Below are 26,686 nucleotides of genomic sequence, written 5' to 3' on the forward strand. Positions count from 1 at the left end.
TAACAATATAACCTTCAGGGCTCTTCCGCCCTTTTTCGGGGCGGCCTGGGGCCATAATACTGGTAATAATCAACCTTGATGCGCCCGTTGTAGAGCTTTCTTTTTTTGGTGGCCGACCGACCGAATAGTTTTTCAAATTGCGGGTGAGCGGTGAGGATATAGAAAGACCAGGTGTCAAGCCTGTTAAAGACCCGGCCCATTTCCCGGTAAAGCCTTTCCACTTCCCGCAATTCGCCCAGCCGCTCCCCGTAGGGCGGGTTGCAAATGATTTTACCGTATTTTTTGCTGGATTGAATCTCGGCGACCGGCATTCTTTGAAAGTGAATATATTCGCCCACCCCCGCTTCGCGGGCGTTATATCTGGCGATCTTCAGCACCCTGTCATCTATGTCCGTGCCCATAATATGCAAGGGCTGCTCGTAATTCGCCAGGTCATGGGTCTCTTTTCGGGCCTGACGCCATAAATTTTTCGGAACGGTGGGCCAGCTTTCAGAAACAAACTCGCGATTCATGCCCGGAGCAATATTTTGTCCGATCAACGCCGCCTCGATGGGGATGGTCCCGGAACCGCAGAAAGGATCCAGTAAAACAGTGTCCGGTTGCCAGCGCGATAACAAAATAAGCGCTGCGGCCAGCGTTTCCTTAAGCGGGGCCTCGCTGGCCTGTTCCCGGTACCCCCTTTTATGCAACCCCGCTCCGCTGGTGTCAATGGTCAAGGTGGCCACATCCTTTAATAAAGCAACCTCTATTTTATACACAGGCCCCTGTTCCTCAAACCACTGCTTTTTATACTTGCGCTTCATACTCTCCACAACGGCTTTTTTCACTATCGCCTGGCAATCTGGCACGCTGAACAGCTTGGACTTAACAGACTTGCCTTCTACGGGAAAAGCGGCATCGCCAGGGACCAACTCCGGCCAGGGCAGTGCCCTGGTATTTTCAAACAACTCCTCAAAGGTGGTGGCCCGGAACTCCCCAACTTTCAGGCGCACCCTGTCCGCCGTCCGGAGCCAGAGATTGGCCCGGCAAATGGCACCCGCGTCGGCGCTAAAGGTAACCTTGCCGTTTTCCACCGTTACATCCCGGTAACCCAGGTCTTTTACCTCCCGGGCCACCACCGCCTCCAGGCCGAAAGTGGCTGTAGCTATCAGTTCATATGTTGTCATAAACTCTCACCCTTCATAGTTTGCCCCATGAGCGCCGCGCTAAGCATGCCAGCCAAAACAAAGGGCAATCCGGCATAACCCGCCGCCTTACTCCGGCCACATTTTGGCCAATGCTTTCTCCGCGGCCTGGTATCCGTTCCTGATCAGGGCGCGGTAATTATTGAGGTCCACCGTGGAAAAACCGGCGGTGGGAATGGTAATTACCATTGTATTTTCGTTATAAAAAATGGTACGTTTCATTAATATGTTCAGTGACTTGTATATTACCCCGAAAATATTTTCCGGCCGTTCCCGCCCCGCTACATTGGAAATCAAGTCCACGGCAATAACCTGCCCCGCGCCCATATCCCATACGATATCATCGGGCACCTGGTTGGCTATGCCACCGTCGCACAGCAGATCGCCGTCAATTTCCACCGGCTCAAAAATGCCGGGGATGGCACAGCTCGCCAGTATGGCGTCAGTGAGCGAACCCTCCCTCTGAACCACCTGTTCACCGGTTTCCAAGCTGGTCGCCACGGCGGCGAAGGGAATCAGCGTTTCATTAACTTTCCGGTCGCCCACCAGGCGCAGGATGCTATCGCGCAACCGGTTGTTGGCAAACAGGCTCATGCGGGGAATGGACAGGCGCGTCAACTTGGTCCACCTGGCCCGACGGGCAAATTTGGTCAGCTCGGCGGTAGATACACCACAGGCATAGGCACCCCCCACCAGGGCCCCGATACTGGTACCGGCAATGTGAGTAATTTCAAAGCCCTTTTCCTCGAGACAACGCAATACGCCGATGTGTGCAGCCCCCAGGGCCGCCCCGCCGCCCAGGGCCAGCCCCACTTTTTTATTTACCGCCACCGGCTTCACCTCCGGACTGATCTATATTTTATCTTCGCCGCCTGGCACATCTTTCCTGCCGGGGTAATGATATATCCCGGGAATAAAGGTTTTACCGAACAACCGGCACTTTGCTGTATAATAGTAACATAATTAATTTTAATTGTTTGAGGGATGAAAGTGAAAATATCTTCTACCGGTAAAAACATCGGGGGAAAGCTAACCGCCACACCGGCCAAAATAAATAAAAGCAAAGATTTTTCCACCATGCTGGACATGACTAAAAAACAGCAGCAGGAATACCAGGTTAATCAAATGATTAAAAAGATCAAGGACGCGGGTGAGCGGGTCAAGGAAACTTTGAGCGTGGTGGATGTAAATGTTTACAAGCAATACATCGCTGATTTTTTAAAATTTGTCCTGGGTCATTGTTATTCCGTCTCCCATGCCCACGGTTACCAGGGAGTGCTCTCCAGGGTGGAGATTGTCAATAAAGAACTGGAGGAATTAACCAGGGAACTGCTGGAGGAACAAAAAAACACCATTGCCATTGCCAGAAGAATCGACGGTATCACCGGGCTGTTAATTGACCTGCATTCCTAAAATCCCGTTTGCCGTAAGAAAAAAACAAAAGGAGACCGGCAAAAAAGGGGACAGGCACCTTCTTCAAAAAGCGAAAAAGGAGCCTGTCCCCTTTTTTGCCATTCCCCTTTTTGCGTGCTTTCCTCGACAACAAAAAAGAAGGGTTGCCACGCATAATGCGCTACAACCCTTCTTTACAGCAAGTTGATTAATAGATGTATGAGTTGAGGGGGAAGATTTTACATAAAATGGAGCGGAAGACGGGATTCGAACCCGCGACCCTCGCCTTGGCAAGGCGATGCTCTACCACTGAGCCACTTCCGCATGTGTGGCGGAGCTGACGGGAATCGAACCCGCGATCTCCGGCGTGACAGGCCGGCATGTTAGACCGCTACACCACAGCTCCGCATCGTATCGCAACAGCGACAACATTAAGTATACTTATTGCATGTGAAATTGTCAACAGGTTTTTTTCTGCAAATTTTCATCATTTTTGGGCAAATGTTTGAGCATGTACTGTTTCGACCGGGCCTCGATGGAAAGGGCGATGCATATAAACAGTAATAAAGCAAAAAATAAGCACAAAAAATACGCAGGGAGATGTACTATGCGCCATAAAGCAAGAATTCATTACGATAACAAGAACGGCTTTTTAGAGCCGGTGATGTGGGTATGGGTCAGCGACGGGGCGACCCTGGAAAGGGAGGTAACCCCCGGCGGTAAGGATGATTTCGGCATCTACTTCGATTTGTCCTACAACCGCAGCAGTTTCAACTTTATCTTCAAGGACGGCAAGGGCGAGGACGTCCGCTGGGAAGACGACCGTTTCAGCCGGACCTTTCACGCCCACCTGGGTGAAGAGGTGTGGACAATGGCCAACCGGCACCACGTCTACAATGTCCGCCCGGCCGAGCCCAATGGCGATGTCAAGGACTACCACCGGTTCATCAGCAACCTGGTGTACAAGGACAATTTTTATTTCCCCACCACGGATGTTTCCGGCTTAGGAATGCCGTCCATGCTGGGGGCCAACCTGTTGACCGACGGTTCCATTTTATTCGGTTTTTTTCACCCGTACGCGGCCAGGGTGTACCTGGCGGGCAACTTCAACGACTGGCAGTGCCCCGGGCACCCCGGTCCCCGGAAGGATAAATTTATTGAAATGGAACTGCACCGAGGGTTTTATTACCAACCCAATATCTGGCTGGCCAGAATCAAGCCGGAAAACCAATCCCCCGTGGAATACAAGTTTTATATTCAGGGCGGCTCCACCGAGACCGAGCGGTACGTAGCCGACCCGTATACCAGGCTGTTCAGTGACGATTACAAGTACCGCAATTCCGTGGTGGTGGACCCCACCAAATTCAAGTGGACCGACCAGGACTGGAAAACACCCGACGTCAAAGATTTGATTCTGTACGAACTTAATATTTACGGCTTCACCGATAACGACCCCGATATACCCGAACCCCTGCAAGGGACTTTCAAAGGAGTGACCCACCGTATCAAAAGCGGTTTCTTTAAAGAGTTGGGCGTTACTGCCCTGGCGCTGATGCCCACGGCGGAGGTGCCCATGAAACAGGGCCTGGGCTATGAGCCCTGCACCTTTATGTCGGTGGAAAAGGATTTCGGCACCCCCGATGATTTCCGTGAAATGGTTAACGAAGCCCACCGGCACGGGCTGGCGGTGCTGATGGACCAGGTGTTCAACCATACTTCCAACGACTTCAACCCCCTGTGGAACCTGATCGACGACGGCTCCGGAGAAGGTGGTTTATACTTTGCAGGCAAGACCATGTGGGGCAACAAGGTGGCCACGGGCAAGGATGAAGTGGACAACATGCTCATCGACTCCTGTAAAATGTTCATCAAGGAGTATCATGTCGATGGGTTCCGCTTTGACGCCACCCACAGCTACTTTTTAAACCACAAGCTGTTGCACCGCATCGCCCACGAGATAAAGGACAAGGGATTTAAGCCCGATGTGATTTTAATTGCCGAAAACTTGCCCAACGAACAGGACCTGAACCTGGAAGGGTACAACGGGTATGCCCAGTGGTCCAACATCTTCCACGATAAAGTAAAAGCACTGCTGCGCGAAGGAACATTTGAAGGCGTTGACAACACGGCAGAGGATATGGGCACAGCTTTTTATTTCAGCAAGGACAGCTTTGCGGCCCATACCAACAACGTCATCAACTATTGCGAAAGTCACGACGAAAACAGCGTGCAGTATGAAGTGGGCACCGGCGGGGAGCACCTGCAGGACCCGGAGATCAAAAGAAAGAAAGCCCGGCTTGGCTTGATGGCCACCATGGTGGCCCTGGGACAGCCGATGATTTACATGGGGCAGGAATTTGGCATCGAGCGGGAGCGCAACCGGATCAAGGTGCCGTGGCACAAATATGATGAGAATACCAACCGGTTCTACAACTGGACGAAGGGGTTGATTAATTTAAGGAAAAGGTATGGCGCGCTCAGGCTCAGCGGCTACAACCCCGCCGCCGAAGGCAAATTCACCTGGATTGTCGCCCCCTGGATGCCGGAAAACCGGGGCGGACGGAGAAGGGTCATAGGCTGGCGGGTAAAGGACGACCGGGTACCCGCTGAAGAACTGCTTATCATGCTCAATTTCGAAGGCCACGACGTGCCCGTGGAGGTGGATTTTCACACCCCGGGGCGGTGGGTCAAACTTGCCGACATCGACCACGTCAACGACCTGCCCCCAACGGGCAGCAAAAACCCCGATGACCCGGACAGCATTATCACCGAAAACGGGGTAATGGGCAATTTTGTGCTGCCGCCTTACAGCGGATTCATTTACAAGCACGCCCCGGCGTAAAGATAAACCTTATTCTGAAAATAGCTCATTACAGGGCCGGATGCTTCCCGCTGCCGGGAAATACAGCACCCGGCCCCGCGCCTTTTCATCCCCTACCGTTTCCGGGCTTGTGGGAATGAGGCTGTAATTGGAGACTATGCATAATTTTTGTTGAAACTTGTTGCAGTAAATCAACTGGTTATAGTAAAATAATAACAGCCATTATGCCAAGTTCTGTTAGCCCGTATAAACGGGCTTTATTTTTTACACATAATATAAAATGCCATGCGTGTACACTATTTATCAGGCTTTTTGGGTACTTTAATAACTTGCCCCACACGCAGTGTGGAATTGACAGTCAAACCGTTCATCTCAGCCAATTTTGCAGCATAAATCTCCGTCCCGTAATAATGCAAAGATATTGACCCCAGGGTGTCGTTCTGTTTTATCTCATAATAAATATATTTGTTTTGTGACGTCTCTTTTTTTGTTCGGTAACTTCTCAACTCCTCTTTAAGAGTAATATTTTCCTTCTTTAGCACATTGTTTTCCGCCTTAAGGCTGTTTACCGTTGTTTTTAGGATAACCGTTTCTTGATGAGCATTCCAAGCGGTCAGCAATAAAAATATAAATACAACCCCTGCACTTAGATATAATATTGCTTTCCAATGCAATTTCTTATTTTTATTTATTGATTCCTCTATCTCCTTAACAACCTTGCCCTCATAAGCGCTAATTTTCATATTTTGCTCCCAATTAAACTTGTGAGTGTATTATACCATAAACAGCCCGGCATCTCACTTGCCCGGTCGGTCGGCAGTTCCCGGCTGCAAGACGGCAGACAAAAATACATAATGTCATTCAAATGACTGAAATAAAGGTTGTTATCTGTTAAACTATATATGTAAATACTAAGATATCACTGCACGCCTCCTTCTCATAATGGGAAACGCCCCTAAATCAGGGGCGTTTCCCATTTAACGTTAAAACAATTATTACTGCCTATGCAATGTTAACGGTGGCATATTATGATTCTTCTCTGACAAGACCTTCCTGATAGAATCCATTACAATAGCTATCAAAGTAGCATATTCGGCAGGTCTTTGATATTTAGCCTTGGCAGCCATAAATTCAGCATCGGAAGCAACATATTCAGGACTCAACTCATTTAAAGCTTTTGCCAGAGCCCTGGAACGACATATTTCACAATCACAAAAATTCTTTGCTTCACTAAATGTTTGCAACAAGTTATTTATAACATTTTTCACTGCAATCTCAGTATAATTGATAACGGGCATAATATAATTTACTCTCCAATATATTGTCATATCTACATATTATATTTTAAAGCCCCTAAGTCTTACTTACAACTGCACCTAATACCCATTTAAATAGGACCAAAGTCCTGTTTTATTTATGTAAATTAAAAAAACAAAACCCGGTCACGGGACCGGGAATGATCTTCTCATTATTTAATTAAATGGCCCATAACTTATTTGTTAAAGAAAACCAATCTGTATCGGCAGATCCAACTCTCCTGTTTTTTTCTTGCAACATATTGATTAGGATCCTTAAATCCGCATCGGAAAGCGAATTTGGCCTTTTATATTGGAGAACTTCCAAAATTACATATTCGACTTCTTCAGGGGGATATCCATCTAAAATTAAATATTTGTAAATTTCTTCCAATTTCATTTCGATCACCAAAAGTCGTAAAATATATTATATTCTTACTATTTATTACAGCGGTTGTAAATCTTCAAATAGTCTCAAATATATAGGACTATAGCCACATTACCCCTGCCAGTCTTATTAAATGATCACTTACTAAAACAAAAAAAAAGTCCACGAGGACGGGACTAGTGAAAAAAATTTTAATTATTGGATGTTAAAATTGTAACATATAGTATTACTGTTGTAAAGAACAAGCGTGTCTATCTGTAGCGAAATTAAAACTTAGTATGTGCATAAAAAAAGAAAAACCCCCGTACTTTCGGGGGAGATGCCAGGAAACTTTTGATGTTAAATATTATACTACTTGGAAATTTCGCTTGCAATATTGTTATGGACAATTTATATAAAAAAAATAATCCAATATAATAAATAAATATATTACTTGAAAGGGAAAGGGGATAATTTAATCTAATTACAGTTGCAATCACCATATTTTACTTACAGAACAATTTTACATGAAAAAGTTAAGTTATCAAGCGTAACAATACAGGCAACCAGACGGGCAGCGCATATTGTACCACCCTATATCAAGGCTTTTGGTGTATCCGCATAGTTCCCGCTGGCCAATTGAATAAAATATCTAGCCTTCCAGCCGTTTGTAAATTTTGTCCTCATAAAGATTTAATGCTAAGCTCCTGCCTCTCTTTTCCATAAGCATATTAAATCTTAAAGTTTTTTCATTAAGCTTTTTTGTTAATACGTCTTTTTCCTGTTTATCATAACAACAATTAATCAACCTTCTTAAAGAGACAATCTCCTTTTCCATCTCCAGTTCCTGGGGCAGCATACCGGCATTTTTTAGTATTTTATAAGGCACGCGTAGGTTTTCCGGCACACCGGACAGGTCATCAGGTTTTAATGGTTTACCCTTTCCTTCAAGGTTATTAAATTCGCCTTTTTGCATGGCCTCACGAATTTTATTCTCCGCGATCAGGGCCACAATATCCATCAAGCTTCCCCGCTCCCAATATAATTTATTTGTAAGTATATTTCGCTTAAGAAATATATATTTCCTACGTCTTTACCATTATCGCGCAAAATTGCGCATTGTATCACTCCTCGAAAAATTTTTATGCCAGTTGAGCTGGGCGGAAAAAACAAAAAAGCCCACCCCGCGCGTAAATACAGGGTAGGCCATCTGCTTCAGTTATGCGTGTATCTTCGGTAACCCGGCTGTCATTGCAGTGCTCCTGCTTTGGACCCGTGGCTTTGCGTCCCTATCTTTCGACAGGTTTGCCTTTAATGGTAAAAATGGCAATGATAAGCTTCTTTACTGACCCGTTCAAGACCACAAAAATACAAACTGGCAACCCTAATGGATTGCCAGTTTGTATATTGAATGGAGGCGACACCCGGATTTGAACCGGGGAATAAAGGATTTGCAGTCCTCTGCCTTACCACTTGGCTATGTCGCCGAAATGATGCGTTCGCCACATCGCATTAACAATAATATCAAATTACCTTGCGCCCGTCAAGAGGGTAAATACTGGGTGGGCAACAGCAATTTCACCGCCTCATTGGCATCTACCAGCCCCGCTCCCTGGACGTTGGGCGGGTAATCACCCAGTGACCGGCAGGTACTGACAAGCTTTTCTTTCACCAGGTCGGGAGTAGCATCAGGCTCCGCTTCCCAAAGCAGCGCTGCCACACCGCTGCAAATCGGCGTAGCCATGGAAGTGCCCGATAAAACAGTATAGTAGTTGTTATAACGGGATGAGTTGTTCTTTTTATCCAGCAGCGACCCGGGCACCCGCAGGGAAATGATATTTTCGCCCGGCGTCAATAAGTCCGGCTTGATCAGTTCGTCAATGGTGGGCCCCTGGCTGGAAAATTCAGCCACTTCGTCATCGCGTATCTCCACAGTGTTAAAATCATTGGACGCTCCCACAGTGATTACAAGGGGGTCGATTCCCGGTGTATTGATAGTTTTTTCAGTGGGACCGTCGTTCCCCGCAGCCGCGCAGACTACCACCCCGGCGCGCCAGAGTTCCTCCACCGCCATGCACAGCGGGTCTTCCTTGTATGACTGGGCGGCAGCGCTCCCTAATGAGAGGTTGGCGACTCTAATATTGAATTCATCCTTGTTATCCCGGCACCACTGCACGGCTTCTATAACAGTGGAAAGACTACCGGAACCATATTTATCCAGCACCTTCAGGCCCACCAGACCCGCGCCCGGAGCTGCGCCGCAAAATTGGCCCTCGGACCTGCTGCCGTCACCGGCCGCACAGCCCGCTACGTGGGTCCCGTGCCCGTTGTCGTCGTAGGGTTCTGTTTTATTCTGCACAAAATCTTTAAAATATTTAATTCGCCCTTGTAGATCCTCGTGCGGGTAGATGCCGGTGTCAATAACCGCAATAGATACACCGTCACCGGTTATCCCCCGACCATTCGGCAGTTGCCAGAGATCGGACGCGCCCACCGTTGGCGAAGCTACATTCAACAGGGCCCGCACCTCCCTGTCATACCAGACCCTGACCACGGAAGGATGCTTGACAACCTGTTCCACTTGTTGCGAATTAAGTTCGGCAGCCACCGCGTTAATAATACCTAAATGCCTTTTAACCCGCAATCTCAGGACGCTGGACAGCAAACTTAGTTCCCCGCTATTGCCCTGCACGCCATCAAATTGCACGATAACCGGGTGTTTACGCCAATTTCTCTTAACCTTTTTCAGCAGGCCCTGCAAGAAACACGGAACGTATTTTACCGGCTTATAATCAGCGAGCACTCTTTTTTTTAAGACGGGACAAAGTTTGCCCCTCTGGACCCGCAACCATTTTACCTGATGGAATAACATGGATTATCCCTCCCCTTTGTTTTACATGTTATTCCATCAGGACTTGATTGGTTACAGAATTTGGATTTTGTTTAAAATAAAAAAGTAAACAGGAGACAGACCGTAAAAAGGAACTGGCTCCGATTCAGGAAAAAAAGGGGACAGGCACCTTTTTCAAAATGCGAAAAAGGTGCCTGTCCCCTTTTTTTCCCCTTTTACCGGAGCCAGTTCCCTTTTTGGTACGGCTTAACAATAAAAATAACCTACAACAAATAGGTTAAAATAAAATGGAGCGGAAGACGGGATTCGAACCCGCGACCCTCGCCTTGGCAAGGCGATGCTCTACCACTGAGCCACTTCCGCACACAATCTGGATATTAAATTGGTGCCACGGGACGGAATCGAACCGCCGACACGAGGATTTTCAGTCCTCTGCTCTACCGACTGAGCTACCGTGGCATTAACTGGCGGAGCTGACGGGAATCGAACCCGCGATCTCCGGCGTGACAGGCCGGCATGTTAGACCGCTACACCACAGCTCCGCGCCTTGTAACGGGCCGGTTTTTACGTCCCCGGCCAGCTGACAATGTTAAGTATACAAAAAAATCGCTTTTATGTCAAATGGAATTTTAACCCCGTATTAAAATTTTTTATCCCTTTTTCATCTGCCTGTTACTTTTGAGAAACTGGTTTACCAAACAGCAAAACGGCCTCCCGCACCAGTTTGGCCGCCAGAAGGGCGGTGCGGTCGGACTGGTCATAGACCGGGCACACCTCTACCAGGTCCATTCCCACTACGTTTAGCCCCTGCAGCAGGTGCAACGCCTGTACTATTTCAGCGGCGCTGCACCCACCGGGCTCAGGCGTGCCCGTGCCCGGTGCAAAGGCGGGATCCACCACATCAATGTCCAGGGTAACATATACCGGGCGTCCCTGCAGCAGTGGCACGACTTCCCGCAGGGGAGTCAGCACTTCAAAGGGGTAAAAACGGGTATTCTCACGGCCAAAGGCAAACTCTTCCCCGGTGCCGGAACGGATACCGAACTGGTACACGTTTCGGGCTCCCACCACCTCCGCCACCCGGCGCATTACCGTGGCATGGGACAATCTTTCCCCCAGGTAATCCCCGCGCAGGTCGGCATGGGCGTCAAAATGCAGCACCGCCAGATCGGGATGCCTGGCAGCCGCTTGCCTTACAGGCGCCAGGCTGACGAGGTGCTCGCCGCCCAGAACCAGCGGAAATTTACCGTCCCCCAGCAGCACGGCCACCGTTTTTTCCAGACGTTGCAGGCTCTCTTGCACATGCCCGAAGGGCATTACCACGTCACCGGCGTCGTAATAACAATAATCGGCCAAATCCCGGTCCAAATACGGGCTGTACTCCTCGATTCCCTCGGAAACCTCCCGGATGCGCCGGGGACCCGAGCGGGTACCGGGACGAAAGCTGACGGTAAAATCCATGGGAGCGCCGAGCAGCACCAGATCGGCCGCCCGGTAGTCGTCGCAGGCGCCCATGAATCCTCCGTATCGTTCTACTAATTCATGCATAATGCACACCCATTTATTTCGGCAGCAGTTCCTTTACAAAGGGTTGCAGTACAAACGCTGTGCGGTGAATCTCCGGCGAATACCATTTGGTATCCAGTGCCGAGATTTTTTCCGTATCCACCGCCAGCGGATCATATTTTTTGGAACCCATGGTGAAAGTCCAGTATCCTCCCGGATAGGTGGGCACCACGGCCTGGAACAGCCGGGTGACGGGGAATATGCCGCTGATAGTGGACGTAACCCGGGTGATTAAATCACTGTTGAAGAAAGGCGATTCGGTCTGGGCCACAAACAGGCCGTCTTCCCGCAGGGCTTCGTAAACACTGCGGTAAAACTCCTCGCTGAACAGCCCCACCGCCGGACCCACCGGGTCGGTGGAATCCACAATGATCATATCATAGGTATGTTTATTTTCCTTGACGTGCTTGATGCCGTCATCCACCAGTATTTCCACACGGGGATCATTGAAGCCCACGCTCAGTTCGGGGAAAAACTTCTTGGCCACATCGATGACCATCTGGTCAATCTCCACGTGAACGACTTTCTCGACTCCCTTGTGTTTGACGATTTCCCGCACGGTGCCGCCGTCCCCACCGCCGATCACCAGCACTTTTTTGGGGTCGGCGTGCGTGTTCAAACCCACGTGGGTAATCATTTCATGGTAGACAAACTCATCCTTGATATTGGTTTGAATTACATTATCCAAGGTAAGCATACGCCCGAACTCCAGGGTATCCAAAACGGCTACCTTTTGAAAGGGAGATTCGCCGCTAAACAATACCTCCCGGACCCGGCAGCTGATGCGCAAGTTTTTAGTTTGATCTTCTGTGAACCATACCTCCAATTATATCACTCCTCGCCAAATGACAGTTAATCAATAAAACATCGGAACGGCGGCCAGCGCGCAGCCAACCTTTTCCACGCGGTGCTCTACAGCGGCTATTTTGGTTTCCTTCAGTTCCATCCCCCGGGAATCAAAAGCTTCCCGGAGCATCGACTCGATCTTGGCCGCTGCTTCCTCGCGGCTGCACCGCCCGGCAAATTCCATAATCACGCCGAAAGTATCGGCGGAAAACCCCACGCCCACTGCGGCAGCAATCAATTCGCCCGGCACATCACTGCATATAAACCCGTAAGCGGTAGGCACCAGGGATCCGGGGGGAATAACCAGGTCCGGATCGTATTCCGCACTGGGAGGTAATATGCTGCTTACTTTGAGCAGATTAATATTGCCTATCTTGCCGGCCAGCAAAGCGTTATCAAACGCGGTAAGTTCACTGTGACCTTCGGCGGCCGCGGCTGTTAAAAAAAACTTTTTTGGGGTAGGTAACATGGCTATAATCCCCTTCCAATGCTGAATTTGCTAAATAACAAACCTTATTATATCAAAACCTGGCAAAAAATAAACAATATAATTTTACATTAATCGTTAATTTTTGCAACCTGCGTATAGACCGCCCACGAGCGTGACAAATTAAAGAACGATATTGTTTAAAAGGAGGTTTGTTAAAGCATGAAAAAGGTAATCAGCACTTTCCCGAACCGGGATGCGGCGGAAAAGGCGGTTGCGGAACTGCGCCAGAAAGGTTTTGACAAGGATATATCAATCGTCGCCCGCGATGACGACCGGCAAAAGAACCAGTTTACCACCATGAACGATAACAACCTCACCACCGGCACCACCACAGGCGGAGTCCTGGGCGGGCTGGCCGGGCTGGCGGTGGGCGCCGGCGCCCTGGCTATTCCCGGGATCGGCCCGCTGATAGCCGCCGGCCCCATTGCCGGTTTGCTTTCCGGCGCCGCTGCCGGTGGAATTGCCGGAGGGCTGGTGGATTACGGCATCCCCCAGGACCGTAGCAAATATTACGAAGAAAAAGTTAAACAGGGCAGCATCCTGGTAACCGTCCAGGCCGACGACAACCGGATTAATGACGCCGCCGACACCCTACGGCGCCATGGTGCGCAGGATGTGGAGACGCATTAAGCAAAATCGCTGCTTAAAAGGGCACCCCAAAGGGTGCCCTTTTAACTGCCCGCCATTTTTTCGTATATCTGCTTAAAAACCAGCGCGTCCTCCGCCTGGCGCCCCGCGGACTCGCAGATCACCGTGGATGCCATGTCCCGCTCCAGCATCAGCCCGGCCAGCAGGGCAAAATCAGGGCCGTAGCCCTCGTCCAAGGTGGTGCGGTGCCGCCGCTCCCCCGCCCGCGTAAATTCAATCGGGCTGAAGTGAATATGCAAGCGCCGCACGGCTTCCACGCCGAGTACGGCTTCAACCCGGTCCAGCACCCCGGCGAATTTTTCTGCATCCGTCAGAGCCCCCGCCCCGGCGGCGTGCAGGTGACCGAAGTCCACCGCGGGAACAACCCTTTCCCCCAGGGTGCAAAGTTCCAGTATCTCATCCAGGTCGCCCAGTTGCGCTTGTTTGCCCATGGTTTCCGGCGCCACCGGGATATCGCCCAGCCCCTCGGCTTCCGCTATATCCAGAAGTTCCGCCAGGTGTTCCTTCGCCCGGCGCAGGGCATCGGCGCGGTCACCCCCAATCTTGCCGCCCGGGTGAAAAACCACCGGTCGCGCCCCCATCCACCGGGCCGCCCAAAGTGCGTCAATGAAATGTTTGCGGGTTTTTTCCCTGATTCCCGGGTCGGTGGTGCCCAGGCTGATATAATAGGGCCCGTGAATGCTCAAAGCCACGTTATGCATTTGGGCCAACTCCCCCAGCTTACGTGCCGTGGCTTCCTTTAAATGCACCCCCCGCACGCATTGGTATTCGTAAGCGTTCAATCCCATCTCCGCCAGCCAGGCGGGCATATCCAGGGATGACTTGTGGCCCGTCGCATAAAAAGATTCGGAATTCCCCGCCGGGCCGAACCGTGCCTGCATAAGTTAACCCCCAATCTTATATATGACTTTCATAATAGACCACCGTGCCGCATAACCCCGGCACCGGAAGTAACAAACCTATAATCATATTTTACCGGTTTTCACCAATAGGGGCATGCGATATAATTTCCTAAAGCAAAAAAAAACCGGGAAGGGATGGCCCATGCGCTTTTTTACCAACCTGTTCAGGACATTTAAAAACACTGTCAACCGGCTGCTGGAAACCCTGGAAGATCCCCGGTCCTTGATGGAAAGCTCGTACCAGCAGCAGGTGGAAACGCTGCATAACGCCCGGCGTCACCTTAAAGAAGTCGATGCCTCATGCGAACGTCTTCAGGCGCAGGCCGCGCATCTCAGATATGAAGCAAGCGAAATGGAAAACCGCGCCCGGCAATATCTGGTACAGAATAAAGAAAAATTGGCGCTGACCCTCCTGCAACAAAAACAGGAAACCCAACTTCAGTTAAGCAAATTGGAAGAATCGATTGCCGCCCTGCAGCATAACAGGCAGGAATTGGTTAAGGGCATCAGCAAATTAGCGGCCGATTTGGAAAATTTCCGCACTCAACAGAAAATGTTCCGGCTTAACCGCCCCACCGCCATTGAACGCCGGGAAATCAAACGCCTGATATCCGCTATTATGCCCGGCATTAATGAAATCCACCTGGCTGTAGAACAAATTCAAGCCCAAACCGCCGGGATCAAACAACCCGGTGTGGCCGGAAACACAATCAATATCCACGACAGAGATGATGAAATAGAACGGGAACTGCAAAAGGTTGTGGCAGACAAGCAAGCTCGCCGGGAATTGGCCGCCTTGAAAAGAGAACTGGAACGTCCCGGCAATACCCAGTGTTAATTTATTACTTCTAAATTTCATGAACAAAACCTTCTTTAAATACTTGATCGTTTCATTTTTGCTTAATTAACTTAACAAAAAGGGGACTGGCTCCGATTCGTTTTGCAAGAAAGGCGCGCTTTATTCAGTTCCCTTATTGCGCGCATTTCAGTACTTCATTCCTTTGTCCCGGCCATACATTGGGGACATTCCTCGAAGAGGTGTGTCCCCTTTCCGCTGATGGCCAGGATATAATATTTGAAGTGTGAATCGGTGCCTGTCCCCCTTTTACTGTCCACTTTTACCGGTGCCAGGCAAAAAAGGGGACAGGCACCTTTTTCAAAAAGCGAAAAAGGAGCCAGTCCCCTTTTTTGCTGTCCCCTGTTTGTTTTTTATATTCTCAAAAGAGGATAATTACCAATTTTTACAGTATTTGTTTATAGAGCTAATAAAAAGGGAGGTCTATAACATGTCCAAACCATATAACATGCTTTTGATATTCCTGCTCTGCCTGGTAACCCTGGCTGTTTTGGGGCAAAAAAAGCATCCGCTGCCCGGCGACACACCGGCGGTCGCCCCCCGGACCACCGGTGATCGCATCATCGTCACCCAGGAACCGGTAGTGGAAACGCTGGACCCGGCCATGGCCGCCGACACCGGTTCAGCCCGTGTGATCGCCAATATTTTTGAAGGCCTGGTGCGGTTCAAGCCGGGTTCTGTTACAGTTGAGCCCTGCCTGGCCGAGTCCTGGTCGGTTTCCGAAGACGGTCTGGTATGGACTTTTAACCTACGCCGGAATGTTAGTTTCCATGACGGCACGCCATTTGATTCCACAGCGGTTAAGTTCAGCGTGGAAAGACAATTAACCCAAAGCCACGGCAAAAAAACCAGCTATGCGGATTTCGTGTATACCCCGCTGGCCAAAGTGGAAACCGCCGGCCGGCATACCGTCAAATTTCACTTGAAATACCCGTACGCCCCGTTTTTGCATAACCTGGCCATGCCCATGGCGGCGCCGGTGGTCAGCCCTACGGCGGTACGTAAATACGGCAGGGATTTCGGCGATCACCCGGTGGGCACCGGGCCTTTTGCCTGGGTAGGGGTAAAAGAGGGGGGTATCATGTTACGGGCCCATGAGGATTACTGGGGTCATCCTCCCACCGCCAAAGAAATACTGTTTTTAACGATTCCCGACAGCGAACAAAGGGTACAAATGCTGCTTGACGGCAAAAGCGACATTGCCCTGGACCTTGCATTCAACAGTACAGCCCGGCTGAGAATTAAAGGGTACCCCGTTTTCCGGGCCACCGGCCTGGATATCAGCTATCTCGGTTTTTACACCGACCGCAAGCCCTTTGACCGGCCCGCCGTACGCCGGGCCGTAGCCCTGGCCTTAAACAAGGAAGCCGTCTTCAACCGGCTCTGGCCGCAGGAAATACGCCCCGCCCTGGGTCCTCTGCCACCGCCGGTACCGGGTTACAACGCGGGTTTAACCCAGGCCGGGTACGCCCCCCGAGAGGCCGCCCGGCTTTTACAGGCGGCCGGTTATGAAAAGGGTTTTTCCTTTACCCTGATCACCTATGCCGGAGCACGTCCCTACAGCCCCGGAGGCGGCAAGGCCCTGGCCGAAGCCCTGGCCCGGTCTCTGGCCGAACAGGGCATTAATATGCAGGTGCGGTCGTACCCCTGGGATAAATTCAAAAAAGCGCTGGCCGAGCGGCAGGGCGACGCCTTCCTGTACGGCTGGATCAGCGACAACGGCGACCCGGATGATTTTTTATACACCCTGCTGGCCACAAGCCAAATTAAAAACGGGCTGAACATAACCCGCTATCAGAACGCCGAATTGGATACACTGCTAGCCGCCGGACGCAATACCACTGATCCCCGCACCCGGCGGGAAATCTACAGCCGGGCCCAGGAAATAATCAACCGGGATGTGCCGTGGATAGTGCTCAACCACAGCCTGCACTACGCCGCCACCACGCCCCGGGTGCGGGGTTTCCTGCTCAACCCCGACAACCGGCCGTTCTTACACATGGTAACCAAAAATTAATAAGGATCTGAACGCATGCAGGGAACATCCGGCCCTGGAAAACTAAATTTCAACTAATTTCCAATTATAATTGCAGAAATATGGAACATAATATGCCTGAGCCTATTAAACCAAAATAATTCCAAGGGGGTACGTCAATGGATCAAATTTTCCAACTGCAACAGCAAATCCAGAGAATGCGCCAGGAGATCAATAACATTTCCCAGATGACATCACAGCTGCAGCAGTTCGAGCAAAGCAACTCCGCACAGTTGCAGCGCCTGCAGCAGCATGAAGTCAACGCCACCCAACAACTGCAGCGCATTCAGCAAATCTGCAACCGGATCAACAACGACCTCAACACTGTAAGCAGCACGGCTCAGCAGTTGACCCAAACCATCACCACCGGGCAGAACATCTTCCCGCAAACAACCGGTGCCGGCGGTTACGGGCAGCAGTTCGGCACCTTCGGCACCCAGTTTGCTCCCGGACAAACCACCGGCATATACGGAACAACCCAATATTACCAGCCCAACTACATTTCCGCAATGCCGGCGCAGCAGCGTTTTGGCGCCGGCCAATTCGCAACTTCTTATGCGCCCACGCAGATGGGCTACGCTCAGAACTATAACCAGTCCTTGGGCGGTTACGCCGCGCCGGGCCAAATGAATTACGCGCAGGCTTTTGGCAACCAGTTCCAGAACCAGTTCCAAAACCAACAGCAAAACCAGAATTACGCACAAAGTTATACGGCAAACCAGCTGGCCAGCCAGCAGGCTCAGCAAGCCCTGGCCAACCGCATGAATCAAAACCTTGGCCAATCCTTCGGCGGTTTTGGCGGACAGGGTCTGGCCAACACCACATTCGGTTATGGCGCCAACAACGCACTGGGCTACGGCGGCCAGTTCCAGAACCAAACCCAAAACCAGGGTTACATGCAAAACCAAATTGCCAGCCAGCAAGCCCAGCAGGCCCTGGCCAACCGCATGAACCAGTCAATACAACCGAATCCTGAGAACCAGTTTGAATAAATACCAGTTCCGAGGGCCCCAAACGGGGCCTTTTGTTTTTTCTCAACTTTATCCCGGAGAAATAGACATTTAACCCCCCTTAACATTATTTACCACATGAATTATAATATGGTAAACCAGCCTCCGGGAGGTGAAAGATTTTGGCCAAAATTCTTAAGGACGGAGCATCTTACAGTCAACGCGAGGTCGTGGATTTACTGGTTGAGTTTTCTTCTTTTAAAGATCGCGTGGAAAAAAAATTCAAGGTACTGGCCTCTGAGCTGGAAGGAAAAAACAACGAACACGATTTATGGGTAAACTTATACCTGATCTCCACCGATTATGCGGAAGAAGCCTTCAATAAAAAGCAGCGACAGCAAGAAAACCTGCAAAAGATTTCCTGATAGCCACCGTCCGGCAGCCACCGGACGTTATTTTTTTGAGTATACCTCATTGTATAAATAAAAAATTGCCGGGAAAGGATAGTAACGAATCTCAACGCACAGGAGGCGATTCATTTGCAAGGAGCAACAACCAGCTGGATTGTGGCCGGCCTGGGGGTAATTGTCGCCCTGATCGGATGGTACGTAGGCGGATACTGGGGAGCGGGTATCCTGGGTTTCGGTCTGGCCCACATACTTCTTGGCATCCTTGATATGTTCAGGCCCGCGCTCAAAACCGAACAACAACAATGACCGGGCACCGGCGAGCGTGCCGGTGCCCGGTCATAAAGCGACAAGACCGCCGTTCGGGGCTTGTCGCTTTTAATATGGAATGGGCTGTGGTGATAAAAATTCCTCGCATAACCTTTCCCGGCGGGCGCACAATATGGTTATGCGCAATGTACTTACCCGGTTTGCAATTTACGGCCTTTTAGGCTGGAACATGGAAGTGTTGTTTACCGGTATCATGTCCGGCCTTAGCGGCAACCCCAGGTTGATCGCCCACACCTATCTCTGGATGTTTCCCATTTACGGGCTGGCCGTTTTCCTCGAACCGCTGCACGAATTAATGCGCCCCCTGCACTGGTATCTTCGGGGCCTGACCTGGGTGCTGGTAATATGGGCGGTGGAACTCACCACCGGCGGGTTAATTCGCTGGCTTATGGGCACCAGCCCGTGGATTTACCGGGACGGGTGGCAGGTGGCCAATTTGATCCGCCTGGACATGGCCCCGTTATGGTTTATGGCCGGACTGCTGTTTGAAAGGATTCACGACCTGTTTACGAAAATTGACTTTTCTGCTTCCTGAAGAAAAAGCGGCAAAAGGAGGACTAGCCGAAATGCACATGTTTTACGGACCCGGAGGTGGCTGGGGGTGGGGCTGGGGCGGTATGATAATTTCCATGCTCTTATGGCTGCTGGTTATAGGTGGAATAATTTACTTCATATACTGGCTGATCAGGCGACAAAATACCCCGGGCGATTTAGAGCAGCATTATTCCGCCATGGATGTATTAAAAAAACGCTATGCCGCCGGGGAAATTAACCGGGAAGAATTTTTATCCATGAAGGAAGAACTAAAAAATGAGTAAGGGATTACGCCCCCTTTAATTTTTTGCGCTGCAACCAGCGTCCCAACTTGGCAAAATCCTCCGCTATCACGTCTTCCAGGGCCCGCCGGTAAATGGCCGCCGCCGGGTGGTACATAGGAAAAACCGTCAATTCTCCCCATACCAGCGGCTGACCGTGATAGTTGCCGATGCGTACGGCGTTGCCGCCGAACTTTTTCAGGGCCACATCACCCAGGGTCACCACTGTCACGGGCGAAAGTATGGCAAGTTCCTCGTCCAGCCAATGGGCGCATGCTTTTATTTCACAGGCATTGGGTTTGCGGTTGGCCCGGTCGTTGTTTTTGGTAGGCCGGCACTTGACTGAATTGATTATAAAAACATCCGCCCGGGTCAGGCCGGCCAGCGCCAGGTAATCAACCAGTTTGCGGCCGGCCTGCCCCGCAAAGGGCACTCCTTTTTTAATTTCCTCACCGCCCGGGGCCTCCCCCAATAATACAATCCCCACGTCCGGGTTGCTGCGGTCCCTGACCAACCCGGCGCCTTCCCGCTCCCCGGGGCAATCGCAGCAACAGCCCGTGACCCGCGCATATAATTGGTTTAACGCCTGCTCCTTCATAAGCACTTCATCCCTAGTTTGCAGAAATGATTTTAGACAATTCCAGATAAAAATTATCACTATAAGATATCCGTGTCAACAAAAAATAAAAAGGGGACAGGCACCATTTTCAAAGAGCGAAAATGGAGCCAGTCCCTTTTTGCGCGCATTTCAGTGTCTTACCAACCATCGGCCGCCAACCACTAAAAAACCGGCGCCCAGCACACCAGAGGCAACTCAAATTTGTGGGCGAAATGCGGGCTGTAAGGGCGCACGCGTACCGTATAACCAAAAATACCCTGGGGCAAAACAACGCTTCCCGTATATACATGACCGCCATTGTCACCGGCACCGGCATCAATAGCCAGGGGCACGGTTTCAATATGGCGCAGGCCCCGCTCGTATGCCTCTCCGTAAGCAATTTCCACCCGAACATTTTCCCTGGGGATGGGGCCCAACTCCACGACCGCGCGCACCGACATTTCTTCACCCAAATGCATGCTTTCGGCGCCGTTGGTAGTCACGCCGGTAATTTTCACATGATGCCAGTTTTCCCGCAAAAACTGTTTAAGCTCGTACAGTTCCCCGGCCACCCGGTATGCATCGGCGCTGAAAATTTTATTTCTTTCCATGGCCCGCAAATAGTATTTGTCAGCGTATTCCAGCACCATCCGTTCGGTGCTGAACCGCGGAACAATGGTTTTGACGGCCTCCCTCATCCGGCGCACCCATTTCCTGGGCACACCGGCCGCCTGGTCATAGTAAGCGGGTACAATTACTTCCTCCAGCAGGGTGTATAGTGAATGAAAATCATAACGGTCGTTGCTTTCCTCATCGGGGAAATCCCAGTCCGCACCCACGGCAAACCCGTTTTGCCCGTTATAACCTTCGGGCCACCAGCCGTCCAGGACGCTGCAGTTCAAAACGCCGTTGACAGCGGCTTTCATGCCGCTGGTGCCGCTGGCTTCCATTGGCCGGCGGGGGGTGTTGAGCCAGACATCCACACCCTGCAGCAGGTAACGGGAAACATTAATATCATAATCTTCGATAAAAATAACCTTACCCTGAAAGCGGTCATCCCCTGCGATATCGTTTATCAACTTGATTAACTCCTGCCCCGGTTTGTCCGCCGGGTGGGCCTTGCCCGCAAAAATAAACTGCACCGGGCGTTTGGGGTTATTGACCAAAGCATCCAGCCGGTCCCTGTCCCGGAACAGCAACCCGGCCCGTTTATAGGTCGCAAACCGGCGGGCGAAGCCGATGGTCAACACATCGGGTCTTAAATAGCTTCCCACTTCATTTATCCGGTTCACTGTTTCCTGGTTGCGCATCCTCTGCTTGACCAGCCGCCCACGCACAAATCGCAGCATTTTTTCCTTGCGGCCAACATGCACTTCCCACAGTTCCCGGTCGGGAATATTATTTACTTTATCCCAGACCGCTGCCCGGGAAATGTTGCTGCTCCATTGCGATCCCAGGTATTTGTCAAACAAACTGCGCATTTCCGGCGCCAGCCAGGTGAGGGTATGCGCGCCGTTGGTCACATGCCCGATGGGGACTTCCTCACCCGGTATTCCGGGGTACAGATGCCCGAACATAGTCCGGGACACCCCCCCGTGCAACCGGCTGACCCCGTTGCAAAAACCGCTGGCGCCCAGGGCCAGCATGGTCATGTTGAACCCGTTCCGCTCGCGGTCATGAGCCAGCGCGTTAAACTGCTCCCGGCTCATGCCCAGTTGCTTATACAGGTGCCCGAAATACCGGTCCACCATTTCCAGACTGAAAACATCATGCCCGGCGGGCACGGGGGTATGGGTGGTAAACAGGGTATCCGCCCGCAGCGCCTCCAGGGCGGAACCCGGCGAGAGGCCCTCTTCCTCCACCAGTTCCCGCAGCCGTTCCACCATGAGAAAAGCGGCGTGCCCTTCGTTAATGTGCCATACAGTGGGGTGAATACCCATGGCCCGCAGTGCACGAACCCCGCCCATACCCAAAAGTATTTCCTGGCTGATGCGGGTATCCCGGTTGCCCCCGTAAAGCTGCCCCGTGAGTTCCCGGTCTTCAAGGCTGTTGGCGGTTATATTGGCATCCAGGAAAAAAATACTGACCCGACCCACCTGCATGCGCCATACCCGGGCATGTACCCGGCGGCCCGGCAGTTCCACGGCCACCACCAGGTCATGCCCGCCTTCATCCGTCACCAAAGTTATGGGCATTTCATCAAAATTTTGATACTGGTAATGAGCTTTCTGCCGTCCTTCCCGGTTTATGCGCTGAGTGAAATAACCGTGCTTGTAGAGCAATCCCACGCCCACAAAGGGCAGCCCCAAATCGCTGGCCGTTTTGCAATGATCACCGGCTAACAGGCCCAGCCCGCCCGAGTAGGTGGGGTGCGCTTCATGCAGCCCGAATTCAGCCGAAAAGTAAGCAATCAAATGGTTATTCCCGTTATTTTGGCAGTTTTGCCTGTCATACCAGGTTTTACTCTGCATGTAGTGATCGAAATCAGCAATGACCTCACTGTATTGCTTTAAAAATTGTTCATTTCCCGCCGCCGTTTTCAACTCGGATTCGTCAACCCGTAATAAGAATTGCACCGGGTTGTGGTAAACTTCCTCCCACAATTCGGCATTAATGGACCGGAAAAGGCCCGTGGCCTTATCATTCCAACTGAACCAGAGGTTATATGCCAATTCCCTGAGTCGACCGATAGAATCCGGCAAGCGCGGAATAACAGATATCGTACGAAACGCATACATTAAAATACACCCCCGTTAAATTAAATAATATCAGCGGGCAAACAAAAAATGCTTAAAATAAGAGCCCCATCCATAAAAAAATTATAGAAAATTAAATTTGCTCAACCAACCGGTTGTGATATTATTCACTATTTATTATAATATAACAAAGTAAATAGTTCCATCAATAAATTAATTTGTATTCCAAGGAAATTTTATAAAATTTTTAAACATTTTTTTCCAATTCTACTTCAATTTATAATATTATATTAATATAATACTGCCAAGTAAAAAGAAAGGGGTCAGTATTCATGCTTCATTACATCGACCGGCTGGAATTGCCGCAATGGTATGACGAAAATATTATGAATATGATGGCGGTCAACCCGACAACCGTTCACCTTTACTGGGAGCTTGCCTTTGGACAGTGGAAAGCCCTGCAACAATGCATTCTCGTTTTAAATCTCTATGATGTGCCGTCCAGTGTAAGTGAAGAATGCGAACCACGATTGATACGCAGCTTGCAGCTACCGCCTTATACGGAAAACTGGTACTTTAACGACCTGCAACCGGCCCGCCGCTACCAGGCGGAAATCGGCCGGCAAGAAGATCAGCGTTTTTACAGCATCATCAAATCCAATATTGTATACATACCGCCCGCCACTCCCCTGGCCACCACGCAAGAAATCAAGTGGCGGCCGACAGCCAATCAGGTTGTGGCAGCAGCCGGCCCCGTCCGGCAACCCATCAAGGAAACGGTACAGGAGTTAACGGAGTCCATGTCTTTTTACATGGGCATCAACAAGGCTTCCTGAAAGGGGGGAAAACTTATGCCCGCCGGTTACCTTTGTCTGGTGTTGCACGGTCACCTGCCCTTAGTCCACCACCCCGAACAGACCGGTGTGCTGGAAGAAAGGTGGTTTTTTGAGGGGCTCACAGAATGCTATCTGCCGCTGCTTAACGTTTTTTCAGCACTTAAAACCGATCAGGTGAATTTCCGTATCACCCTTTCCCTTTCGCCCACTTTGATCACCATGTTGACGAATGAATTATTGCAGGAACGCTATATCGAACACCTGCAAAAGTCAATCACTCTGGCCAGACTGGAACGGGAACGTCTCTCCGCCGACCCGCACTTTAAACACCTGGCCGGTTTTTATTTGGATAAACTGCTGGAAATCAAAGATATATATGAGGGTTATCAGCGCAATTTGATTTACCCCCTCAAACAGCTGCAGCAACAGGGCCATTTGGAAATCATCACCACCTGCGCCACCCACGGTTACTTGCCGCTTATGACGAGCCGGGCCAGCTGGCGCGCCCAGATCAAGACCGCCCTGGATTTGTACGCCGGGCATTTCGATCGCCGGCCCGCGGGCATTTGGTTGCCCGAATGCGGTTATGCCCCGGGACTGGATGAAATTCTTAAAGAATACGACATCACTTATTTCTTTGTGGATACCCACGGCATCGCCAACAGCCGCCCCGCGCCGGTTTACGGCATTTTTGCCCCGGTGTGCACCGGTGCCGGCGTGGCCGCCTTCGGACGCGACCCCGAATCTTCCCGGCAGGTGTGGGACAGGCAGGGCGGTTACCCTGGCGACCCGTATTACCGGGAATTTTACCGTGATATCGGCTACGACCTGGATATTGATTACATCGGGCCATTTCTTCCCGGCGGTCACCTCCGGGTGGACACGGGGTTCAAATATCACCGTATTACGGGCAACGGGCCGCATAAAGAACCCTACCTCCCCGGCGCGGCCCGTGAAAGGGCGGCCCGGCACGCCGGAGATTTTTGCCGCCGGCGCCTGGCGCAGCTGGAGCGGGCGGCCCGGGTAATTAACCGCCGCCCGCTGGCGGTGGCCCCGTATGACGCCGAATTGTTCGGTCACTGGTGGTTTGAAGGACCCTGGTGGTTGAATTACCTGTGCCGGGAAGTAGCCGCCACCGAATCCCTGGCCATGGTCACTCCCACGGAATACCTGCAGGAATATCCGGAAAACCAGGCCGCGGACCTGGCCATGTGCAGTTGGGGCGCCGGGGGCTATAATGAATACTGGCTGAACCCCTCAAACGACTGGATTTACAAACACCTGCACCGGGCCGAAGACAGGATGTCCGCACTGGCCGACGAATACCCGCAGGCCGGTGAACCGGAGAAAAGATGTCTCAACCAGGCCGCCAGGGAACTGCTGCTGGCCCAGAGCAGCGACTGGCCGTTCATTATTCATTCGGGCACTGCGGTGGATTACGCCGTCCGGCGTTTCAAAAACCATATCGGGCGGTTTAATATCCTGGCGGATATGCTGGCAAACCACAGCATTCACGAAGGAACGTTGCACGATATTGAATCGCGCTCCAGATTCCTGCCGGACATTGACTATCGTATCTACCGCAGCAGCGGGCCGGCCAAACGCCCCGCCTGCGCACGCAACAGCTATCGCATTCTGATGCTTTCCTGGGAATACCCGCCCAAAACGGTGGGCGGTCTGGCCAGACATGTGCACGACCTCTCCTGCGCCCTGGTCGCGGCGGGTGATGAAGTGCATGTCATTACCTGCCCCGCAGCGGGAAAGGATATTTTCAGCCTGGACCAGGGAGTATATGTGCACAGAATTCACCGGGAACTGCTGACCGCCGAAAACTTTATGGAGTGGATCAACCAACTAAATGACGGAATGGTGCAGGCAGCGGACCGCTTGGTCGAAGTTTTCGGTTCCTTTGACCTGGTGCACGCCCACGACTGGCTGGTGGGCACCGCCGCGGGGGAAATAAGCGACCGGCTGCGCCTGCCGCTGGTGGCCACCATCCACGCCACCGAACACGGGCGCAACCGGGGTTTGCACAACGACCTCCAAAGGCACATCCACAGCCTGGAAACGGAACTGGCCCGGCGCGCCACCATGATTATCGGCTGCAGCGGTTATATGGGGCGCGAAATTGCCCGGCTGTTCAACCAACCGGCGGATAAACTAAGGGTGATCCCCAACGGCGTGGAAGCGGAAAGCATCCTCAGCGCCCCGAACAAGCCGGCGACGAAGGACGACAGCAACCGGAATATTGTGTTTCTGGGGCGGCTGGTGCCTGAAAAAGGGGTACAGGTGCTGATTAAAGCGCTGCCGCAAATACAGCAAACGGTGGGCCCGGTAAAATTGCTGATCGCCGGCAAGGGCCCCTATCAACCGGAACTGGAAAGCCTGGCGGAAGGACTCGGGGTGGCGGGGCAGGTGGATTTCGTCGGTTTTGTAAACGACGACGCCAGGAACCGGCTGCTCTGCGAAGCCACGGTGGCCGTTTTCCCCAGCCTGTACGAGCCTTTCGGCATTGTGGCCCTGGAAGCCATGGCCGCCGGCGTGCCTCTGGTGGTCTCGGACACCGGGGGACTGAGGGATGTTATTGAACATGGTGTGGACGGTTACCTGACCCCGCCGGGCGATGCGCACATGCTGGCCCGCTACGTGTCGGAATTGATAAAGAACCCCGAACTGGCCCAACATTTCGCCCGGCGGGCCCGCCGGAACGTGGTAACCAAGTTTAACTGGCGGCAGATTGCCTCCGCCACACTGGAAGTCTACGCCGAGGCGATCAACAGGACTTAAAGAGGATGTTCGAA

General features: G+C 51.4%; 26 protein-coding genes, 6 tRNA genes and 1 riboswitch. Of the genes, 12 read left to right on the forward strand and 20 right to left on the reverse strand.

What is annotated here, in order from left to right; all coding sequences use genetic code 11:
* Positions 1 to 14: 14 nt before the first annotated feature.
* Complete coding sequence (locus BM299_RS01240) at positions 15 to 1,166, reverse strand: THUMP domain-containing class I SAM-dependent RNA methyltransferase (protein ID WP_092481633.1); 1,152 nt, start codon at positions 1,164 to 1,166, stop codon at positions 15 to 17.
* Between the two features lie 87 nt (positions 1,167 to 1,253).
* Entirely contained in the window at positions 1,254 to 2,015 is a 762-nt protein-coding gene (locus BM299_RS01245) for a patatin-like phospholipase family protein (protein WP_165608122.1), read from the reverse strand.
* Between the two features lie 159 nt (positions 2,016 to 2,174).
* Here BM299_RS01245 and BM299_RS01250 point away from each other — a divergent pair, with 159 nt between their 5' ends.
* Positions 2,175 to 2,597 (forward strand): YaaR family protein, encoded by a 423-nt coding sequence (locus tag BM299_RS01250; protein WP_165608123.1) that lies wholly within the window; start codon positions 2,175 to 2,177, stop codon positions 2,595 to 2,597.
* A gap of 228 nt (positions 2,598 to 2,825) precedes the next feature.
* Here BM299_RS01250 and BM299_RS01255 read toward each other — a convergent pair.
* Both BM299_RS01255 and BM299_RS01260 read right to left on the reverse strand, forming a co-directional pair.
* Positions 2,826 to 2,900 (reverse strand) — tRNA-Gly (locus tag BM299_RS01255).
* A 5-nt stretch (positions 2,901 to 2,905) separates the two neighbouring features.
* Positions 2,906 to 2,982: transfer RNA gene (locus BM299_RS01260), tRNA-Asp, on the reverse strand.
* A gap of 201 nt (positions 2,983 to 3,183) precedes the next feature.
* Here BM299_RS01260 and BM299_RS01265 point away from each other — a divergent pair.
* Positions 3,184 to 5,418 carry an alpha-amylase family glycosyl hydrolase gene (locus BM299_RS01265; protein ID WP_092481636.1) on the forward strand — a complete coding sequence of 745 codons (2,235 nt, stop codon included), beginning with the start codon at positions 3,184 to 3,186 and terminating at the stop codon, positions 5,416 to 5,418.
* A gap of 275 nt (positions 5,419 to 5,693) precedes the next feature.
* On the opposite strand, the gene BM299_RS01270 is transcribed toward BM299_RS01265, so the two are convergent.
* The 13 genes from BM299_RS01270 to BM299_RS01330 form a co-directional block, all read right to left on the reverse strand.
* Positions 5,694 to 6,140: a LysM peptidoglycan-binding domain-containing protein gene (locus BM299_RS01270; RefSeq protein WP_092481637.1), complete on the reverse strand. Its 447-nt coding sequence runs from the start codon at positions 6,138 to 6,140 to the stop codon at positions 5,694 to 5,696.
* Positions 6,141 to 6,392: 252 nt separating this feature from the next.
* Positions 6,393 to 6,695 carry a late competence development ComFB family protein gene (locus tag BM299_RS01275; RefSeq protein ID WP_165608124.1) on the reverse strand — a complete coding sequence of 101 codons (303 nt, stop codon included), beginning with the start codon at positions 6,693 to 6,695 and terminating at the stop codon, positions 6,393 to 6,395.
* Positions 6,696 to 6,873: 178 nt separating this feature from the next.
* Positions 6,874 to 7,092: a hypothetical protein gene (locus BM299_RS01280; RefSeq protein ID WP_092481639.1), complete on the reverse strand. Its 219-nt coding sequence runs from the start codon at positions 7,090 to 7,092 to the stop codon at positions 6,874 to 6,876.
* Positions 7,093 to 7,603: 511 nt separating this feature from the next.
* A complete protein-coding gene (locus BM299_RS20150) occupies positions 7,604 to 7,711 on the reverse strand; it encodes a DUF1848 family protein (protein ID WP_092481682.1) in 108 nt (35 codons plus the stop codon).
* Positions 7,712 to 8,080 carry a DnaJ family domain-containing protein gene (locus BM299_RS01290; protein WP_092481640.1) on the reverse strand — a complete coding sequence of 123 codons (369 nt, stop codon included), beginning with the start codon at positions 8,078 to 8,080 and terminating at the stop codon, positions 7,712 to 7,714. It abuts the gene before it with no gap.
* A 211-nt stretch (positions 8,081 to 8,291) separates the two neighbouring features.
* Positions 8,292 to 8,379, reverse strand: a riboswitch (cyclic di-GMP riboswitch).
* A gap of 92 nt (positions 8,380 to 8,471) precedes the next feature.
* Positions 8,472 to 8,546, reverse strand: a tRNA-Cys gene (locus BM299_RS01295).
* A 56-nt stretch (positions 8,547 to 8,602) separates the two neighbouring features.
* The gene (locus BM299_RS01300; protein WP_092481641.1) at positions 8,603 to 9,931 is read right to left on the reverse strand and encodes a S8 family peptidase; all 1,329 of its coding nucleotides are present in this window, start codon (positions 9,929 to 9,931) and stop codon (positions 8,603 to 8,605) included.
* Positions 9,932 to 10,198: 267 nt separating this feature from the next.
* Positions 10,199 to 10,273: transfer RNA gene (locus BM299_RS01305), tRNA-Gly, on the reverse strand.
* A 20-nt stretch (positions 10,274 to 10,293) separates the two neighbouring features.
* A tRNA-Phe gene (locus BM299_RS01310) sits at positions 10,294 to 10,369 on the reverse strand.
* A gap of 6 nt (positions 10,370 to 10,375) precedes the next feature.
* Positions 10,376 to 10,452 (reverse strand) — tRNA-Asp (locus tag BM299_RS01315).
* Between the two features lie 130 nt (positions 10,453 to 10,582).
* On the reverse strand, positions 10,583 to 11,458 hold the full coding sequence (gene speB / locus BM299_RS01320) for an agmatinase (protein WP_092481642.1): 876 nt from the start codon (positions 11,456 to 11,458) through the stop codon (positions 10,583 to 10,585).
* Between the two features lie 13 nt (positions 11,459 to 11,471).
* Positions 11,472 to 12,302 carry a polyamine aminopropyltransferase gene (gene speE, locus BM299_RS01325; protein ID WP_092481643.1) on the reverse strand — a complete coding sequence of 277 codons (831 nt, stop codon included), beginning with the start codon at positions 12,300 to 12,302 and terminating at the stop codon, positions 11,472 to 11,474.
* Between the two features lie 30 nt (positions 12,303 to 12,332).
* Positions 12,333 to 12,791, reverse strand: coding sequence for a pyruvoyl-dependent arginine decarboxylase (locus BM299_RS01330; protein WP_092481644.1), 459 nt, complete (start codon positions 12,789 to 12,791; stop codon positions 12,333 to 12,335).
* Between the two features lie 180 nt (positions 12,792 to 12,971).
* Here BM299_RS01330 and BM299_RS01335 point away from each other — a divergent pair, with 180 nt between their 5' ends.
* Positions 12,972 to 13,442: a general stress protein gene (locus tag BM299_RS01335; protein WP_092481645.1), complete on the forward strand. Its 471-nt coding sequence runs from the start codon at positions 12,972 to 12,974 to the stop codon at positions 13,440 to 13,442.
* A 41-nt stretch (positions 13,443 to 13,483) separates the two neighbouring features.
* On the opposite strand, the gene BM299_RS01340 is transcribed toward BM299_RS01335, so the two are convergent.
* Positions 13,484 to 14,341, reverse strand: a complete 858-nt coding sequence (locus BM299_RS01340) for a TIM barrel protein (RefSeq protein ID WP_092481646.1) — start codon at positions 14,339 to 14,341, stop codon at positions 13,484 to 13,486.
* A 163-nt stretch (positions 14,342 to 14,504) separates the two neighbouring features.
* Between BM299_RS01340 and BM299_RS01345 the strand changes: the two genes are divergently transcribed.
* The 7 genes from BM299_RS01345 (at position 14,505) to BM299_RS01370 (ending at position 19,758) form a co-directional block, all read left to right on the forward strand.
* Positions 14,505 to 15,200, forward strand: coding sequence for a PspA/IM30 family protein (locus tag BM299_RS01345; RefSeq protein ID WP_165608125.1), 696 nt, complete (start codon positions 14,505 to 14,507; stop codon positions 15,198 to 15,200).
* A 448-nt stretch (positions 15,201 to 15,648) separates the two neighbouring features.
* Positions 15,649 to 17,235: an ABC transporter substrate-binding protein gene (locus BM299_RS01350; protein WP_092481648.1), complete on the forward strand. Its 1,587-nt coding sequence runs from the start codon at positions 15,649 to 15,651 to the stop codon at positions 17,233 to 17,235.
* 137 nt (positions 17,236 to 17,372) lie between these two features.
* Positions 17,373 to 18,245, forward strand: a complete 873-nt coding sequence (locus BM299_RS19035) for a hypothetical protein (protein ID WP_131820591.1) — start codon at positions 17,373 to 17,375, stop codon at positions 18,243 to 18,245.
* Between the two features lie 140 nt (positions 18,246 to 18,385).
* A complete protein-coding gene (locus BM299_RS01360) occupies positions 18,386 to 18,628 on the forward strand; it encodes a hypothetical protein (RefSeq protein ID WP_092481650.1) in 243 nt (80 codons plus the stop codon).
* A gap of 114 nt (positions 18,629 to 18,742) precedes the next feature.
* The gene (locus BM299_RS19165; protein WP_165608126.1) at positions 18,743 to 18,919 is read left to right on the forward strand and encodes a hypothetical protein; all 177 of its coding nucleotides are present in this window, start codon (positions 18,743 to 18,745) and stop codon (positions 18,917 to 18,919) included.
* Positions 18,920 to 19,052: 133 nt separating this feature from the next.
* Positions 19,053 to 19,475, forward strand: a complete 423-nt coding sequence (locus tag BM299_RS01365; protein WP_245779592.1) for a putative ABC transporter permease — start codon at positions 19,053 to 19,055, stop codon at positions 19,473 to 19,475.
* A gap of 31 nt (positions 19,476 to 19,506) precedes the next feature.
* Positions 19,507 to 19,758, forward strand: a complete 252-nt coding sequence (locus tag BM299_RS01370) for an SHOCT domain-containing protein (RefSeq protein ID WP_092481651.1) — start codon at positions 19,507 to 19,509, stop codon at positions 19,756 to 19,758.
* Positions 19,759 to 19,762: 4 nt separating this feature from the next.
* Here the strand turns inward: BM299_RS01370 and BM299_RS01375 are convergent, their stop codons facing one another.
* Positions 19,763 to 20,353: a uracil-DNA glycosylase gene (locus BM299_RS01375; protein ID WP_092481652.1), complete on the reverse strand. Its 591-nt coding sequence runs from the start codon at positions 20,351 to 20,353 to the stop codon at positions 19,763 to 19,765.
* 182 nt (positions 20,354 to 20,535) lie between these two features.
* On the reverse strand, positions 20,536 to 23,091 hold the full coding sequence (gene glgP / locus BM299_RS01380; RefSeq protein ID WP_092481653.1) for an alpha-glucan family phosphorylase: 2,556 nt from the start codon (positions 23,089 to 23,091) through the stop codon (positions 20,536 to 20,538).
* Positions 23,092 to 23,381: 290 nt separating this feature from the next.
* Between glgP and BM299_RS01385 the strand changes: the two genes are divergently transcribed.
* Both BM299_RS01385 and BM299_RS01390 read left to right on the forward strand, forming a co-directional pair.
* On the forward strand, positions 23,382 to 23,885 hold the full coding sequence (locus tag BM299_RS01385; RefSeq protein WP_092481654.1) for a DUF4912 domain-containing protein: 504 nt from the start codon (positions 23,382 to 23,384) through the stop codon (positions 23,883 to 23,885).
* Positions 23,886 to 23,900: 15 nt separating this feature from the next.
* Positions 23,901 to 26,672, forward strand: coding sequence for a 1,4-alpha-glucan branching protein domain-containing protein (locus BM299_RS01390; protein ID WP_092481655.1), 2,772 nt, complete (start codon positions 23,901 to 23,903; stop codon positions 26,670 to 26,672).
* Positions 26,673 to 26,686: the final 14 nt, after the last annotated feature.

It is taken from the genome of Desulfoscipio geothermicus DSM 3669 (genome assembly GCF_900115975.1).
In the GTDB taxonomy this organism is placed as follows: domain Bacteria; phylum Bacillota; class Desulfotomaculia; order Desulfotomaculales; family Desulfallaceae; genus Desulfoscipio; species Desulfoscipio geothermicus.